At 55.5% G+C, this 15723-nt stretch carries 11 protein-coding genes and 2 pseudogenes; 9 read left to right on the top strand and 4 right to left on the bottom strand.

Features of this window, described 5'->3' with window-relative positions:
• Positions 1–77: 77 nt before the first annotated feature.
• Complete coding sequence (locus ASD00_RS24020) at positions 78–740, bottom strand: NAD(P)-dependent alcohol dehydrogenase (RefSeq protein ID WP_244496113.1); 663 nt, start codon at positions 738–740, stop codon at positions 78–80.
• Between the two features lie 195 nt (positions 741–935).
• Here ASD00_RS24020 and ASD00_RS42345 point away from each other — a divergent pair.
• From ASD00_RS42345 to ASD00_RS24010, 3 genes and pseudogenes are all read left to right on the top strand, one after another.
• Positions 936–1124: pseudogene (locus ASD00_RS42345) on the top strand (LysR family transcriptional regulator); the annotation flags it as partial.
• A 39-nt stretch (positions 1125–1163) separates the two neighbouring features.
• Positions 1164–1880, top strand: coding sequence for a LysR substrate-binding domain-containing protein (locus ASD00_RS24015; protein ID WP_244496116.1), 717 nt, complete (start codon positions 1164–1166; stop codon positions 1878–1880).
• Positions 1881–1903: 23 nt separating this feature from the next.
• Positions 1904–2221 (top strand): transposase, encoded by a 318-nt coding sequence (locus ASD00_RS24010; protein ID WP_156585765.1) that lies wholly within the window; start codon positions 1904–1906, stop codon positions 2219–2221.
• 16 nt (positions 2222–2237) lie between these two features.
• On the opposite strand, the gene ASD00_RS24005 is transcribed toward ASD00_RS24010, so the two are convergent.
• Complete coding sequence (locus tag ASD00_RS24005; protein ID WP_156585763.1) at positions 2238–4373, bottom strand: hypothetical protein; 2136 nt, start codon at positions 4371–4373, stop codon at positions 2238–2240.
• A 471-nt stretch (positions 4374–4844) separates the two neighbouring features.
• Here ASD00_RS24005 and ASD00_RS24000 point away from each other — a divergent pair, with 471 nt between their 5' ends.
• From ASD00_RS24000 to ASD00_RS23990, 3 genes and pseudogenes are all read left to right on the top strand, one after another.
• On the top strand, positions 4845–5555 hold the full coding sequence (locus tag ASD00_RS24000) for a hypothetical protein (RefSeq protein ID WP_057209462.1): 711 nt from the start codon (positions 4845–4847) through the stop codon (positions 5553–5555).
• Between the two features lies 1 nt (position 5556).
• A pseudogene (locus ASD00_RS23995) lies at positions 5557–6837 on the top strand (methyl-accepting chemotaxis protein); the annotation flags it as partial.
• Positions 6838–7251: 414 nt separating this feature from the next.
• Positions 7252–8274, top strand: coding sequence for a serine hydrolase domain-containing protein (locus ASD00_RS23990; protein WP_082523701.1), 1023 nt, complete (start codon positions 7252–7254; stop codon positions 8272–8274).
• 353 nt (positions 8275–8627) lie between these two features.
• Here ASD00_RS23990 and ASD00_RS23985 read toward each other — a convergent pair whose 3' ends face one another.
• Both ASD00_RS23985 and ASD00_RS23980 read right to left on the bottom strand, forming a co-directional pair.
• Positions 8628–9350: a GNAT family N-acetyltransferase gene (locus ASD00_RS23985; protein ID WP_057209456.1), complete on the bottom strand. Its 723-nt coding sequence runs from the start codon at positions 9348–9350 to the stop codon at positions 8628–8630.
• A gap of 155 nt (positions 9351–9505) precedes the next feature.
• Complete coding sequence (locus ASD00_RS23980; protein WP_082523700.1) at positions 9506–11155, bottom strand: serine hydrolase domain-containing protein; 1650 nt, start codon at positions 11153–11155, stop codon at positions 9506–9508.
• A gap of 199 nt (positions 11156–11354) precedes the next feature.
• Here ASD00_RS23980 and ASD00_RS23975 point away from each other — a divergent pair, with 199 nt between their 5' ends.
• From ASD00_RS23975 to ASD00_RS23965, 3 genes are all read left to right on the top strand, one after another.
• A complete protein-coding gene (locus tag ASD00_RS23975; RefSeq protein ID WP_057209449.1) occupies positions 11355–12047 on the top strand; it encodes a response regulator in 693 nt (230 codons plus the stop codon).
• A gap of 31 nt (positions 12048–12078) precedes the next feature.
• Positions 12079–13128: an ATP-binding protein gene (locus ASD00_RS23970; protein ID WP_057209546.1), complete on the top strand. Its 1050-nt coding sequence runs from the start codon at positions 12079–12081 to the stop codon at positions 13126–13128.
• A gap of 121 nt (positions 13129–13249) precedes the next feature.
• On the top strand, positions 13250–15037 hold the full coding sequence (locus ASD00_RS23965) for an ABC transporter ATP-binding protein (protein WP_057209446.1): 1788 nt from the start codon (positions 13250–13252) through the stop codon (positions 15035–15037).
• Positions 15038–15723 lie beyond the last annotated feature (686 nt).

The raw sequence follows: 15723 nt of genomic DNA, 5'->3' as shown, positions 1-15723 counted from the left end.
CTCGAATGCCCGCCTGTGGCCGACCGAGATGCCTTGAATGATAGCTCTCTTGAGCCTCATTGGCACGGCCGAGAGGACTATATCATCTCCTTTTTGAAAGCCGATCTGAGCAATTTCCAGCACATGATCCACACCGCGGCCTCGGTCAGTGCCAGTGCCCGCACTGACCAGTCAGGATTGATACTGGTATCAATGACGTCGGCCACACCAAGCGTTTTTACGCGCTCGAGCTTTTCAGCATTGCGTGAGGTGACGATCACCTGCGCACCGAAGGCGTGAGCAATTTGTAAGGCCGATAGCGCCACTCCGCCCGTTCCCTGAACCAGAACGGTTTCGCCTGACGCGAGGTTTCCCGTTTCAATCAACGCCGACCACGCCGTCAGCGCTGCGACAGGCAGGGTTGACGCCTCCTCGTCGGTCAGGGATACCGGTGCTTTCACAGCGATATCCTCATGCAAGGCCACGTATTCAGCCAGCATTCCGGGAAGTGGCCCACCGAGCGACAAACCATGCCGGAGCATGGCCCGCGGCGGCTCAGCGTCGATCCATTGTGTCCAGAAGTTCCCGAGAACACGGTCCCCCAAACTGACGCGGGAAACATCGGGTCCTATGGCGACCACTTCCCCGACCATGTCCGACACAGGAACAAACGGCATTTTGGGTTGATCGGGCAGCAATTGGCCCTCCAGGATAAGTCTGTCCCGGTAGTTGAGCGATACCGCTAAGACACGGATCAGCACCTCATGTCTTCCAGGGGCAGGTACTGGCAGCTCCGCCAAGGCAAGGTTGCTCCGTCCGAACGATGGCAATTGCCAAACCTTCATTGTCTTGTTCAGTTTTCATCCCTTCGTTTGAAGCGTTGAATATTATTGACAATCATTCGGATTATGTTGCGATATTAATGACCGACTATTCCTCCATTTCGTCGCCAATCTATGAGCCAGGACCCGCATTCCCACCTTCAGGGCATTTCAGCTTTTGTACATTCCGTGGAGACAGGCAGCTTCACCGCTGCCGCCAATCGCATGGGCCTTTCCAAATCGGCCACCGGGAAAATGGTCGCACGGCTGGAAGAGCGCCTTGGTGTCAGGCTGCTCAATCGCACGACCCGCAGTCTCGGACTGACAGCGGAAGGCTATGACTATTACGGAAGTTGCCTCAAAGTGCTGGAAGAGCTCACGACGGCGGAGGCCATGCTCGCCTCCCAAAAGCGCGACGTGTCTGGCTTACTGCGGATCAATCTGCCGATTTCGTTCGGTCGCCTGTGTGTCATGCCCGTGCTGATGGATGTGGCGGCCAAGAACTCAAATCTGCGGCTCGATATTTCCTTTGCGGATCGCCGCGTTGAACTGGTGGAAGAAGGCATCGATCTTGTTGTCCGTCTAGGCGATCCTGGCAATCAGGCAAGCCTTGTCGGACGGCGCATCGGCACGCAACATTCACTCATCTGTGCCTCTCCGGACTATATGGATCGTCGCGGGCGTCCGGCTTCGGTTGAAGACCTGAGCGATCATGACTGCCTTGCCTTTTCCAAGGACGGACGCCCCTTGCCATGGTTGATCGAGGCCAGCGATGGCGTGTCGACGTCCTTGGACATTCAGCCACGCCATACGATCACCCATGGGGAGGCCCTGAGAGATGCGGCCTTGAATGGCTTGGGCATTGCCTCCCTTTCGACATGGCTTGCGGCCGAACACGTAAGAACCGGAAGGCTTGAAGCCCTCGCAATCTCAGCGCCCGCAGAGGACATGCCGATCTCCGCTTTCTGGCCGCGGTCGCGCGACCTTTCACCAAAGATCCGAGTTGTGGTGGACGCGCTGGTGAACGCGTTCATGCCCGTTTCACCATGGGATGAAGCGTTGGCCAGGGCCGACCCTTGATCATACTGTTGAGCGATGGGCAGATGAGCGACTACAAGGGCGCCGCTCTCATGTTCCAGGCCTTACCCAACGCCAAATCACTGCTTGCGGACAAGGGGTATGACGCCGACTGGTTTCGAGACGCCCTCGCCAAACTCAAGATCATCGTCTGCATTCCATCAAGGGCCAACCGAAAAGTCCCGATTCCGCATGACCCCGTTCTGTACAAACAACGCCACAAAATCGAAAACATGTTCGGAAAGCTTAAGGACTGGCGTCGCATTCACACGCGATACGACAGCTGTGCCCATGCCTTCTTCCCAAGCATCTGTGTCGCAGCGGCCGTCATTTTCTGGCTTTGATTAGTGAGTCCTGACCCTAGCAGACGCCACCCTTCGACTTAAATCTTTCCTGATAAAGTTTCCGTGCTGACTCTAACCTGCGACTTGTTTCTGCATGATCCAGCGGAAGATCTTCCATCGCCTGAATCGTAAGCGCTTCCTCGAACTGACGAATAGCTTCTAATAATGGTTCCGGTTGGTTTTGAAGGCGGGACTTTGTAACGAGCGCACGGCCAAGCCCACTCTTGCTATCTGCGAAGTAGAACGGAGCATTTAGCGACGACTGCTGCTTCAGGGCCGACTGATATTTCTCAATTGCCTCGTCAATGAGCGTCGCACTTCCGATCAAATCCGCTTGCATCGCGATCGCAGATGCCCAGTTTGCTTGTGTGGTGGCCCATGTCATTGCGTCGTTATCAGCATCGATCACCTTCAGGGCTTCACTGAAGTATCGACGGGCCCGATCGAAGACCGAGATATCTTTCGTGATCTTGGCCTCGCTCGAAAGCGCCCTTCCAATGTTTGCCTGCATCTTCGCCCATTCGATGGCAAGGCCGTTAGGCCGGTAAACGTCAAGCGTGTCGACATAGCAAGCTACCGCTTCCTCGATTAGGCTCGCGTCATTTCGCTGCCAGCCCAAAAGCTCCTTTGCAACACCTAGCGCTTCTTTGGTTTCAGCTCGTTTCTCTCTATCTCCGAGATCGCTCCATCGACCTAATGCCTCTGAAAATGCACCGATTGCTTCTACGACAAGATCGGAATCTCCTGACCTTTCACCGATCGCACGCAATGAGTTCCCAAGCCCCATTTGCGCGGCTGCAACCTTTTCTGGCCGGTCTAAAAGCTTCCAGGCTTCGATGGCGTCGACATAGACACGTCCTGCTTCTCGCAGGCGCAGCGTGCCGCTCTCCCAGTTGCCTAAGTTAAACAATGCGTTCGCCAATCCAAGTTTGGCCTGCGCCTGTTTGTCCGGCTGCGCGATACTGAGGCGCAACCGTGCGAGTTCGATGGTTATGGCAAGGTCGAAGTTTGCGCCTCTCTCTATCCCCTTCTTTTGCCAGGCTCGGCAGAGATCGCTCAAGGCATCAAACCGCGCGTCGTCGGCTACGTTGTTGACCACGAGTTTGCTGAACAGCCGGTTTGCTGCCGAAACAGCGTCGCGTCTGAGGGCGTCCTGTTGAAAACCCATATCAAGCAGTTGGAGTGCTGCCTGCCTCGCCTTCATCTGCCGAGCAATCTCTTGTGCTTTCCACTTGGCGAGGGCGTCGTCGACTTCGGCAGCAGCCTTGGCGTGTTCGCCGGACGCAGAAAGTGCCGCAATGCGAAGATAGATAGCATCCGAAGGTTCGTCCGTAGATCGATCCTTTTTAGCCACTTGGACAGCGATCGCCTCGTCAACAGCACGATTCAACTCTCCAATTGCCTGGCCTGTGCTACGCACGTCGGATGATACGGTATTGGCAAGCTTTTCCACTGCCGCCTGCGTTATCCCGGCGTTAGTAGCCCGCTTTTCGGTTCCCGTGGTCTTAATTCTCGCCAGTAAGATCGTATTCGTTTCGTGGATTTCCATCACACGTGCTTGAGTTTCCTCTGCTACCGATAAAATCGCGCCCAGCTTGGAAAGGACGGCTCGTTGAAACCACGGCTGAAGTTTAGCCTCCGCTTGAGGTGTTCCCTGAAGTACGTTCAGTGCTCCAATGACAATGGTCCGCAAGAACAAGCGATTGAGTTCCCCTTGCTCACGATCATAAGTCGCTTCGAGAGGTGCCGCAAATCCGCAGTAGTCATCAGGGCAACGTCGTCTAGCTGCATCGACGACCAGATCTGCGAGCCTCTGATGATTGCGCTCAACGCGAAAAAGCTCGTCGCCGCGGAATTCAATCAGGTCAACGACTCGGTCTGCTGCCTCTATCGCCAACTGAAGCGTTTCCGCCCGCACACCTGCGGTCGGACCCAGCCATGTTCTCCAGTTACGACTTATTTCACGTTTAAGATCCCGCAATAGCAGCGCAGTCTGCCCGCCCTCGCCACGGAGTGAACTGACAAGCGCTGGCACTGAAAGTGCTGTCGAAAACCCCTGGAGTAGGATGAGCGGCGTTGGTGCTGTTGAAGTCGCCAAGCCATAAATGGCAGCACAGAAGGCGGACAATTTCTCCCACGTAGCGCTACCCATATACCCCTCCCGAAGTTTTCTTGACAGTGCACTTCTATATCCGGAGTTGCAATGACGGCCGGAGCGTGGCGCTGGTCGCGACGATATAGCGCTGCCTGGAACATCGGTGGCATTTTTGGTCCAGCGCGCTAAGGCGGTTAATACTCTGACCGAATATTTATTGCCTACTTAACGTTTATCAGATTTTCATTTTACAACGATGTATTGCGCCCACGATGGAAATAACGGTCTCCGGCACAAGAGCATAACGTAAATACCTCTATGCGCAACCTCAACCTGTATTTGATGAGAATACTGGAATTTCATCTGAAAAAGGCAAATATTCTCAATTTGATAACCATTCTGCAGCACTTTCCCTCTGCCGCCCGACGATGATGTCTGGCATTGCACTACATGTGCGACATGACTTCATGACGTCAGAAATGAGTTCGACCGGCAGAAGAGACATGTCCACTTCAGGAAATGTCCATCATGAGAATCAAGAACCAGTTCATCGTCCTCGCATCCGCCACTGGGGTGGTTATTGCAGGCTTGGTCGGTAGCCTGTGGGAATACGACGGCGCGGCCAAAGACGTCACGAAAGCCTACGACCAGAAGTACCGCTCCTATCTGCTCGCCGATGGCTTGCGCCAGTCATCTGATGACCTGACCCGTCTCGTAAGAACGTACGCCGAGACGGGAGACGCGTCTTTCAAGAATCAGTACAACGCCGTCGTCGAGATCAGAAACGGTACCCGGCCGCGGCCGGAAGATTATCACCGGATCTACTGGGACTTCGTCGCCAGCGGAGAGACCAAGCCCCGTCCCGACGGTGTCGCCATTTCCCTGAACGACCTGATGAAACAGGCGGGCTTCACAGACGAGGAATTCGCTCTTCTGGACGAGGCGGCAAAGCGCTCCGACGCCCTGATCAAGCTGGAAACAGAGGCGATGGATCTCGTGGACCATGTTGCCACGCTCGGGCTAACCGCACAGCGGAAGGCGACGCAAATGCTCAATTCGCCTGACTACCATCGCTATAAGGCCGAGATCATGAAGCCGGTCGATACCTTCTTCGTCAAAGGCGAACGCGCGTGCCTCCTTCTACTGGAGCCTGACGATCGCTGCCATGTCCGCTCTCGTTTTGATGCTTGCCATTGTCGGTCTCGTGACCTTCAAGCAGATCATCGGCGGTATGTATAAACTCGCTTCCTCAATGGGCTTGGTTGCTGATGGCCAATTGGAGGCGCGCATCGATCTTGCCGAGAATGACGACGAAATTGGTGACATGGGCAAGGCGCTCGAAGTGTTTCGCGAGGGCGCGATCGCCAACAGGCGGCTGGAGAAAGAAGCGGAAGAAAACCGCAAGCGTGCCGAGGCCGAGCGGATCGCGATGCAGGAAAAGGCAGAGGCCGATGCCGCCGAACGACTTCGCGTAGCGACCGCTGGACTCGCCGCCGGCCTGAAGCGCCTGGCCGCAGGTGACCTGGCTTTCGAGCTCAACGAAGCCTTCGCGCAAGATTTTGAAGCGCTGCGCCGCGATTTCAACCAGTCCGTCTCTCAACTGGGGACGACGATGACCGAAATATCGAACTCGATCTCTGCACTCGATACCGGCACCCGAGAGATCGCGGATGGCACCGACGATCTATCAAAGCGCACCGAGCAGCAAGCGGCCTCGCTCGAGGAGACAGCCGCGGCCCTCGACGAGATCACCGTCAACGTCGCCAATTCCAGCAAGCGCACCGAAGAAGCCAAGAATGTCGCAAGCCGCGCCAATCATTCGGCTGCCGAATCCGCACAGGTCGTCGCACATGCGGAGGAAGCCATGCGCAAAATCGAGGAAAGCTCACAACAGATTTCCAACATCATCGGCGTCATTGACGAGATTGCTTTCCAGACCAACCTCCTGGCGCTGAACGCTGGGGTGGAGGCCGCGCGGGCGGGCGACGCGGGCAAGGGTTTTGCCGTCGTAGCCCAGGAAGTGCGGGAGCTCGCCCAACGGTCCGCCCAAGCGGCCAAGGAAATCAAGGGGCTTATCCATAACTCGTCTACAGAAGTCGGAAACGGGGTGAAGCTCGTTCGCGATGCCGGTTCGGCATTGAAAACCATCAGCGGCTTCATCGTCGAGATCAACGCGCATATGGAATCGATCGCCACATCCGCGAAAGAACAGTCAGTAGGGCTTGCCGAGGTCAACACGGCTGTCAATTCGATGGACCAGACGACGCAGCAGAATGCAGCAATGGTGGAACAATCGAATGCGGCGTCAAACACACTTGCCTCGGAAGCCGTCAGGCTGCGGGAACTGGTCAGCCAGTTCAGGCTCGAAGGCATGACCGCAGCGCATCCCGGCTCACCGCGCGCTGCCCGCAGCGCTGATGCCGCCGTTGCCTCCCCTGCCCGCTCGCTCAACCGCAAGGTCGCGTCCTCATTCAGTGGCAACGCGGCCCAGGCCGCCAAGAGCGACTGGCAAGAGTTCTAAGAGGCCTTTGGTTGGGACCTCACCGCCTGCCGCGCCTGCGAATACCGCGAGCGCGGCAGGCGGTGGTACTAACTAACCTGTGTCTAGTGACAGAGCGCCCAGGGCGCGTCACCGCCGTTACCGAGACAAGCATAAGCTTCGACCACCTGCTCAGTTTCTGCTTTCCTGCGGCTAGGGACAGCGCAGCGCCCAGTTTACGAAACGGATGCTCAGTCGTAGCATTTTGGCCCCCGAAGAGTTCGCGTGCCCTAATGGAGGTCCATTTCACCGCGCTAAGTGTTGCTATCACGCTACTTGAAACAGAAGATTGGCACCGATGGCCCGCGGCGCATGCGTCTCGTCATGGCGGGGCGATGACGCATTCGCGTTGCGAGCGCTCAACCACAACACCCAGCACGCCTCCAAGGGTTCAACATGAAATTTGATATCGCGATGCAATTGGCCGAAGAAGCGGCCGTTCCTATGGCTGTTTTCGTAGCAGGAGGCGCCCTTGCTGAACCATGGGGTATAGCGATGGGGATGGCCGATGCGGGCACAGATCGCCCGCTTACAGTCGACACGCCGTTTCGAATTGCAAGCAACACAAAAACATTTGTCGCCGCGGCAATCTTGTGCCTCTGGGAAGAGGATCTGCTCGAACTCGACAGACCGATCAATTCGTACATCTCTTCGGATCATTCTTCGATTTTGCAGGATGCCGGCTATGCCGCTGACCGCATAACAGTCAGAAATCTACTTGGCCACAGTAGCGGTCTTTACGATCATGCCGATGATGCCTTCATTCAGGAGGTCATAAGTCAGCCTCAACGGATCTGGACACGACAAGAGCAAATCAGAAGGGCGGTTTCATCCGCACGACCCGTCCGTGCTGTAGGAGATGGCTTCGCCTACTCAGACACGGGATACATACTTCTTGGAGAAATCATAGAGAACGTGACTGGGAAAAGTCTTGCACAGGCTGCGCGCCAACTCCTCGGTTTCGATGCACTTGGGGCTTCGTCAACGTGGTGGGAAAATGCCGAACACCAGCCGGATGGGGCGCTGCCCCGTGCGCGTCAGTATCTCGGCCCTATCGACGCCTCCGATTTCCATCCGTCGATGGATAGCTTTGGCGGGGGCGGGCTCATTATGTCCGCCCGAGACCTGTCCAATTGGACAGCTCATCTTTTTGAAGGCCGAGTGTACAAAGACCCCAGTACGCTGCGCGTAATGATGTCGACTGGCTCACATTTGAACGCAGAAAACTATCGTCTCGGACTGATGCACCGATCTGTGTCGTCATTCGACGTCTACTTCCACTTGGGCTTCTGGGGCTCAGCCGCTTATTATTGCCCCGCTTCAAAGCTGTCAGTCGCAGGATTCACGACGAACCGGGAGCATAGAGGTCAACTGGTTGCATTGATCGAACAGATCATATGTTCCAGTGCCAACCCCTAGGAATTGTCACGGTTGTTTAGACCGCAAGCCGTGAACCACCCCTTTTTCGGATGGTCTTTTAGGTCACGCCGCTATAGCATGACGGCTTGATCTGCATAGTAGTTGGCTTCGGCTGCCGGCGGGATTTATCGCTTGACAGCAACTTGTCAGCTTGCACCCTAGGCGGCCATCTCCTGCACTTCTAGCAAGTCACTTAGAAGCAAGGCCGACCAAGAGCTTCGTAAGGCCCGCGTCTGCCGAAAGCAATCCGCGGGAAGCGAGGCGAGCATTAGACTACAACCAAATAATCGAACAAAATCGGCAAAAGCCGCCGAAGCAACTGTGTCGCGGTAGGCGCGCGTTTACCAAAAGACTTACGTTTTGGCTTCTGACAAAATCACATCCCATTGGCCAAACAAATTCAAACCAACCGCTCGTGCCGCGGCGACTGACGCCTGGTTGTCTAACTGGCATCGGTATTGCGGCAGATAGCCCTCAGCAACGGCGAACTTGCATATTGCGCGCACGGTGGCGCGCCCATGTCCCCTTCCCCTGAAGGGCACCAGCGTAAGCACACCGAGATCCGCTATTTTCGAATCCATCCAGGGATACATGCTAGCTGCACAGACGAGTTCGCCTTTCTCGAACGCACCAAAAACGACCCAATGATCGAGTTCGACATAGGCCGCATCTAAGTCTTCCTCAGAGGCGCCTGAACAGAACCTGGCAAAAAGCGGACCATCATCGCGTGTGAGCCGACGCAGGTTGCTGGAAACTGTCTGATGTGAAAGTTCCATCAGTTCGTCGGTTGAGAAATAGAATAGCAAATCTGCACCGTGAAAGCTTGCACCAGCTTCAGTCACTTGATCGCGAAACGCTCCGGCGGACCATCCCTGCTTTGGGTCGAAGTTGAGCTTCTCTGCCAACTCCGGCCGAATTGTAGCCCTAACCTTTCCGTCAAGCGTTTCCAGTATCGTTCCGCCTTCATCGCCATCGAGGTCAGGGTTAACCATTACCGAGAAGGCATCGTCGGCGAAAAGTAGGTCTCCTTCTGAATAGGTGTCGCGCCAAAAATCAAGTATGGATTGGGAAAACAATGTAGTACCTCATGCTTCGCAAGCGTTGTGTTGCGAAGCTCACCCGCGGAAATGTCCCCGGGTCGCTCGTTCCCCGGTCGTTTTCAGAAAGAAAATCATGGGAGCAGCAACCCGTTTTAAGCTTGGCTCCGTCGAGCTGCGGGCTTCGCTTTACCCTAGGGAGTTTCGATACGATAGGTTGGCAGTCCTGAAATGTTTAGTTCCAAGGCGCGGCCGTTGACGATCTTGTCGAACTTATATCGCTCCGGGTTGAAAGCCGGTTCAGCCGGTTGAAAAGCCCCGTCGCCATGCGGCAAAAGGAGAATGACTTCGTCGTCCACATTGGCGACGAGGTTACCGTTCCGCGCGTAAATGCGTATCGGCGCACTATCGGAACGCAGTGCATCGTAGCGGCCAATGAAGGGTTTAAATTCCACCGGCGTCTCGACAGCTAATCTGCCTCTGTCCTCTTTAACATACCACTCGGACCCGTACGCTACATCTGTAACTTCGGAGTTCGCATAATCGGAGGCAAGCCCAAAGACGAACGGTGTGTTTACGTCCTGCCCTATTTGTCCGGTGAACATGCCCGGAGCAAACCTTTTCATAACTATCTTTTCGTCGCCCTGCATCAAAGCTAACTTGTCGCCAACCATAACAAATCTCAGGACGCGTCCTGAGGCGTTGCGATAGGCACCGGCATACCTAGAAATTGACTTTCTCGCGTCGGTAACCGGGGGTGCCTTCGGCGCTTCACCATGGAACGCTGCTTGTATCGTATCGAGGATCCATTGGTTCAGTTCTGCTTCAATTGGACCATTGCGCAGGGTCACCACCGCATACCCTTCGTCCATATGGGCCTCGAGGTTCGCTCGATAGCCGGATATAGAGCCAGTGTGCTCATATATGACTTGGTTTCCGGACTTTCTGACCTCTATCCCGTAAGCATATCCATCCAAGGCAGGTGTCGTGAAGAGGGAAAATGTCTTCTCCTCCAGCAGTCGTCCGCCGGGGGTCTCCCCGCGATTGAGAATAAAACGCGCATACGTGCTGAGGTCGTCTACCGTCGAAACCACACCTCCATCTCCGGCCGAATATTCAAACCATCCGGCCTCGACAAGTCCATCGTCAACAGGAGACTGTTTGTAGCTTTGAGCGATTATTCCTCTTTGCGTGTCGTCAATCCGGCCATGAGAGGATGTCATACCGAGAGGACCAAAAACGTGCTTCGCCAATATGGAGTAGTATGGAGCACTTTCAATTGCCTCAAGCGTAAAGCCAAGGGTCTGATAGCCAACATTAGAGTACGAGTGATGTGAACCAGGCGCGTATGGCAATTCATAATCGCGCAATAAGAATGGACCGGCTGGGCTGTCGCTGTAAAGATTGTCATCTGGCAGACCAGCGGTATGCGTCAAAAGATGATGCCCGGTGATTGGCCCAAACGAAGATTTCACGCTAAACCAGGGCAAATATTTCGACACGGGTAGGCTGGGATCATAACGGCCTTGTTCCATCAACTGAAGCAACGCGATAGAGGTCATCGATTTGCCGATGGAACCGATTGCAAACGTTGTGTCTTGGGAAACGGGAGTTTTCGTTTTCAGGTCCGCATAGCCATGCACGATGACGCTGCGCAACTGCTTGTGATCAGACACGCCGATCACCATCCCGGGTACCGACGATGTTCGCAGTGCATGCTTGATCGCCTCTGCTGCTTCCAAAAGCGCCTCTTGCGGCGGCATATGATCAGCCTTCGCAACGCCAGTTGAGAGCGCGGTACACAAGACCGCCAGTTGGATGACGCTTACAACTCTGTTAGGCATGGATTACCCCTGCAGCAAGATGCAAATGACGTGAACACGCTCCGGTTGGCTGCGCGCCGCCCGCAAAGTTCAAAGGGATATGTTGGCGGTGCACGATGCGTGCAGGATTTGTGTAGGTCTCGTGCAGTTCGTTTGGGGCGCATTGACGGGACGCACGACGTGCCTGAACGTATGACCGTATGAAGGTGATCCATCGGAAATGAACAACGCACTTGTACTTATCATCGAAGACGAACCCGATATCGTCGATATCCTTAGGCGCTATTTCGAGCGCGAGGAATTTCGCACGGTCAGCGCCAGCGACGGGGACACGGGGCTCTCCCACCACATGCGGCTCAAGCCGGATCTGATCGTCCTCGATGTAAAACTTCCGGACTTGGATGGTTATGAAATTCTGGCAAACATCCGTCAGCGCGGCAACACCCCAGTGATCATGGTCACCGCCCTCGCAGACGATCTCGACAAGCTGCAGGCTTTGCGTATTGGTGCGGATGATTATGTGGTGAAACCCTTCAATCCGCTGGAGGTGGTCGCACGCGCAAAGGCGGTACTGCGCCGCGCCCGGAACGGCCGAACGCGCGTCATACGACTGGGGGCGCTCACCATTGATCCTGATGCTCATACGGTCGTGGTTGAGACCGGCACGGCAAGAAACAAACTTAGCTTAACGCGCACTGAGTTCCGGTTGCTCGTTCATATGGCGCAATCACCCAATCGTGTATTCGAACGCGGTGAGCTCGTTGATGCTTGCCTGCCTGAGGGTGATGCTGTCGATAGGACCGTGGACAGCCACATCAGCAAATTGCGGCGCAAGCTTGCCGAGGCGGGCGTCGAGCGTCAGCTGTCTGGTGTGCGCGGTGTTGGATATAGCCTGGTCGACGGGGATGAATAGGAACGGCCTCACGTGGCAGGTGGTCTTTGCGATGACGGTGGTCAACATTGTCGCGCTCGCTGCGATGTTTTTTGGCTGGGTTATTTTCTACACCATCTACGATTGGCTTTTCCCGAGGGCACCGTACACGGATGAATGGACAGCCTTCGATTTCGGCGTGCTTGGCGTGATCGTGTTGGTGGGACAATTGACAGCTGCTCTAGTCGGCTGGCGGTTGGCAGAAAAAATCGCAGCGCCTCTCGCCGTCCTCAGCGAAGCTGCCCGTTCGATCGCTCAAGGTACCTTCAGCACCCGCGCAACTATGACCAAAAGAGTTTTTGGAGAGGCGGAACGGCTGCTGGCCGACTTCAACACGATGGCTGCGCGACTGGAGGCAGCCGAAGCGGAATTACGTTACTCCAACACTGCCATAGCACATGAGTTACGAACGCCACTTACCGTCCTCCGTGGTCGCCTGCAGGGACTGAATGATGGTGTGTATGTGCCGAGCCAGCAGCTTTTCGATTCCTTACTGGCGCACGTGGATGGCCTCGCTCTGCTGGTCGAAGATCTTCGTACACTTGGGTTATTTTCCGCCAACAAGCTGGAACTGGCTATGAAACTCGTCGATCTTGGTAGCGAGGCAGATGCCGTGCTCCAATCTGTCAGACCTGATTTGACCGCCGCCAGCATCCGTGTCGAAAGCAATCTACGCTCTATCTACATCTACGCCGATGCCGCACGCATTCGCCAGGCGCTGCTCGCTCTGCTCGAGAATGTTCGCCGCTACGCTCACGGCTCCTCGGTTCTGGTCGAGACCGAGATTGTTGCCAATTGCGCGGTTCTGCGCGTCGCAGACACCGGGCCAGGTCTTCCGACGGACGGATACACCCGTGCTTTTGAACGCTTCTGGCGTGCAGATACATCACGGACACGCGCCCGTGGGGGGTCGGGTCTCGGGTTGTCAGTCGTCAGAGCGATTGCAGAGAGCCATGGCGGTGAAGCGACCATTCGGGGCCATAAGGACGGTGGAACGGTAGTCGATCTATCACTTCCCCTCAATGCGGAGACCACAATAGCCGCCTCGACTACCACCGATTAGCCGCACCGATTTCCTTCGCCCCCAAGTATCGAAGCCTTGCGCAATCGCACCGCCGTTGGTTCGTTCTTAACTGACCAACGGCGGTAGAATTGGCAGGGTCTGTACCATCCAGGAACAAATAATGAGCGATCCTGATACTCTTCTAAACGACGCATATCGAGAACTAGCGGCCACTCATGTCTCGGCAAAACGGATCATCGCGCTATTCACTCCATACAAGCGGCGCATTGCCCATGTTGTCGGCCTCCTTTTGATCAGCTCTGTGATCGGGATGATTTCGCCCTTTCTGCTGCGGGCAATCATTGACGAGGCATTGCCCCAGGCAGATATCACCCTACTGGCCTATCTGGCGGGGGGACTTATTGCCATTGCTGCCCTCTCAGCGGTGCTAAACACACTGCAGATCGTGAAGTCCACCAAGATTGGCCAGTCGATCATGCATGATCTGCGCGTGAGGCTGTATTCTCACCTCCAATCACTCTCCCTTTCTTTCTTTGCAGAAACGCGCTCCGGCGAAATCCAGTCACGCATCGCCAGCGATATCGGCGGCCTGCAAACACTCGTCACCAATACTGCCAACGAGCTCGCGCGCAACGCCAGTATCGTGCTGATGACAGCTATCGCCATGTTCCTGCTCGATTGGCGTCTAGCCCTGTTTTCAATGGTGGCAGTACCGTTCTCCATCATCCTGAGTGATCGCGTGGGGAGGTTGCGTGAAACCATCACGCATGAACAACAAGTGCGCCTCGGGGACATGTCCGCAGCAGTTCAGGAATCCCTGTCGATTTCTGGTATCATCTTGGCCCGCACCATGGGACGCGGTGAGCATCTGACTAAACGGTTCGCGCATACCTCCAAGGATGTCGCCAAGTTAGAGGTCCGCTCGCATACCACGGGTGAATGGCAGTGGCAGCTAATAACCCTAATGTTGTCGATGCTGCCCGCACTAACGCTGCTGCTAGGCGGGCTATTTGTGGATGCCGGCGTTCCCGCCACAATCGGAACGCTGGTCGCGATGATCGCCCTACAAGAACAGTTGCTGTGGCCGCTCGAAGCGTTGTTGGAGATCGGGCGTGAGCTGCGCGCCACCCGAGCTTTGTTCACGCGGGTCTTTGAGTATCTTGATAAGCCGGTTGAGGTCATCGAAAAGCCGAATGCCGTCACTCTGCACCCGTCCCAAAAGAAAGGTGCTGTACGACTGGAGAACGTTGGATTTACATATCCGGGCAACCAGGAACCAACACTGGCGAACGTCTCGCTCGATATTCCCGCTGGCTCCAGTGTCGCCATCGTAGGGGCAACGGGATCGGGCAAGACGACACTAGGCTATCTTCTGGCTCGTCTTTACGATGTCGATAGCGGTGAAATTAGCTACGATAACGTGGATATTCGTGATCTCAGTTTCGAATCGCTTACGGACATGCTGGGTGTGGTGACGCAGGAACCCTATCTTCTCTACTCGTCAGTCGCCGAGAACCTGCGCTTTGCGAAACCAGACGCGAGCAACGAAGAATTGATCGCGGTGGCCAAGATTGCGCAGATCCACGACAGTTTGTCGGCCTTGCCTGAAGGTTACAACACTCTGGTCGGAGATCGGGGATACAGGTTTTCGGGCGGAGAAAAGCAGCGCCTTGCTCTGGCGCGCACGATTTTGCGCAACCCTCCGGTCCTTCTTCTTGACGAGGCGACCAGTGCGTTGGATACGCGAACTGAACGAGCTATGGCGCTTGCTCTCGCTGCCTTGTCAAAAAACCGAACCACAATCACGATCGCCCATCGCCTATCCACCATCCGTCGTGCAGATCAAATCATCGTTCTGCAGCGCGGTCGCATTGTCGAAAAGGGAACGCATGACGAGCTAACAAGGCTGAATGGTGTTTATGCTGCGTTGGCAAAGTCGGGCACCTGACTTAGTGCTCCCTGGCAGCGCGCTACTTCGGCCGGCGAAGAACAAGGCGCTGAGCACATTGAGCGCGCTGCCACCATCGGGACGGAAAACAGGGGTGCTGCGTCGCCGTCAACAACTTCTTGGGTGCAAAGCACAGTTGACGTGAAACGAAGCGTCCAGTCGAGCGTTGTGGGGACTGCCGTCCTCATTTGCCGAAGGTGGACTTCGTTGATTCCGCAGAGAAAAGATTTGTCGAATCCGGTTTATCTGTCCCAGCGCCGCGTCCAGATCGACAGGTTCTTTAGAGCGCAGTTTGGCGGGAAATTTGAAAGCCGCCGTGAGGTCACCATTGTTCTTCGCGTCTTGACCAAGTTCTACCGTTAGGTTCGCTTCTAGACAGGCCGTACGACCGGGCTCGCAGGTAGAACGTCCAGTTCAGTGAAATGCGGTTGAACAAGGCGCAGCGTTGCGCCGGTTCGTTGCTTGTCGAAAAAATATGCAGCGTTGCACGTGGAGTGGCACTTCAATCCTATTCCGGGGGTATAGATTCGAAGCAATCTCCATTCAACACCATATGCAGTGCCATCAACTACCCGAAAACCGCTCAGTAACCGACCGATTGTTACCGCGGAGATTTCGCTTTGAGGCGGGCGATCAGCTCCTCGTCGTCGACAAAGCTGTCGAGGAAGTCGTTCCATTCGTCGGTT

Source organism: Ensifer sp. Root31 (assembly GCF_001424825.1).
Classification (GTDB): Bacteria; Pseudomonadota; Alphaproteobacteria; order Rhizobiales; family Rhizobiaceae; genus Ensifer; species Ensifer canadensis.
Note: the sequence above shows the minus strand (reverse complement) of the source record. Positions and strands in the feature narration are given on the sequence as shown.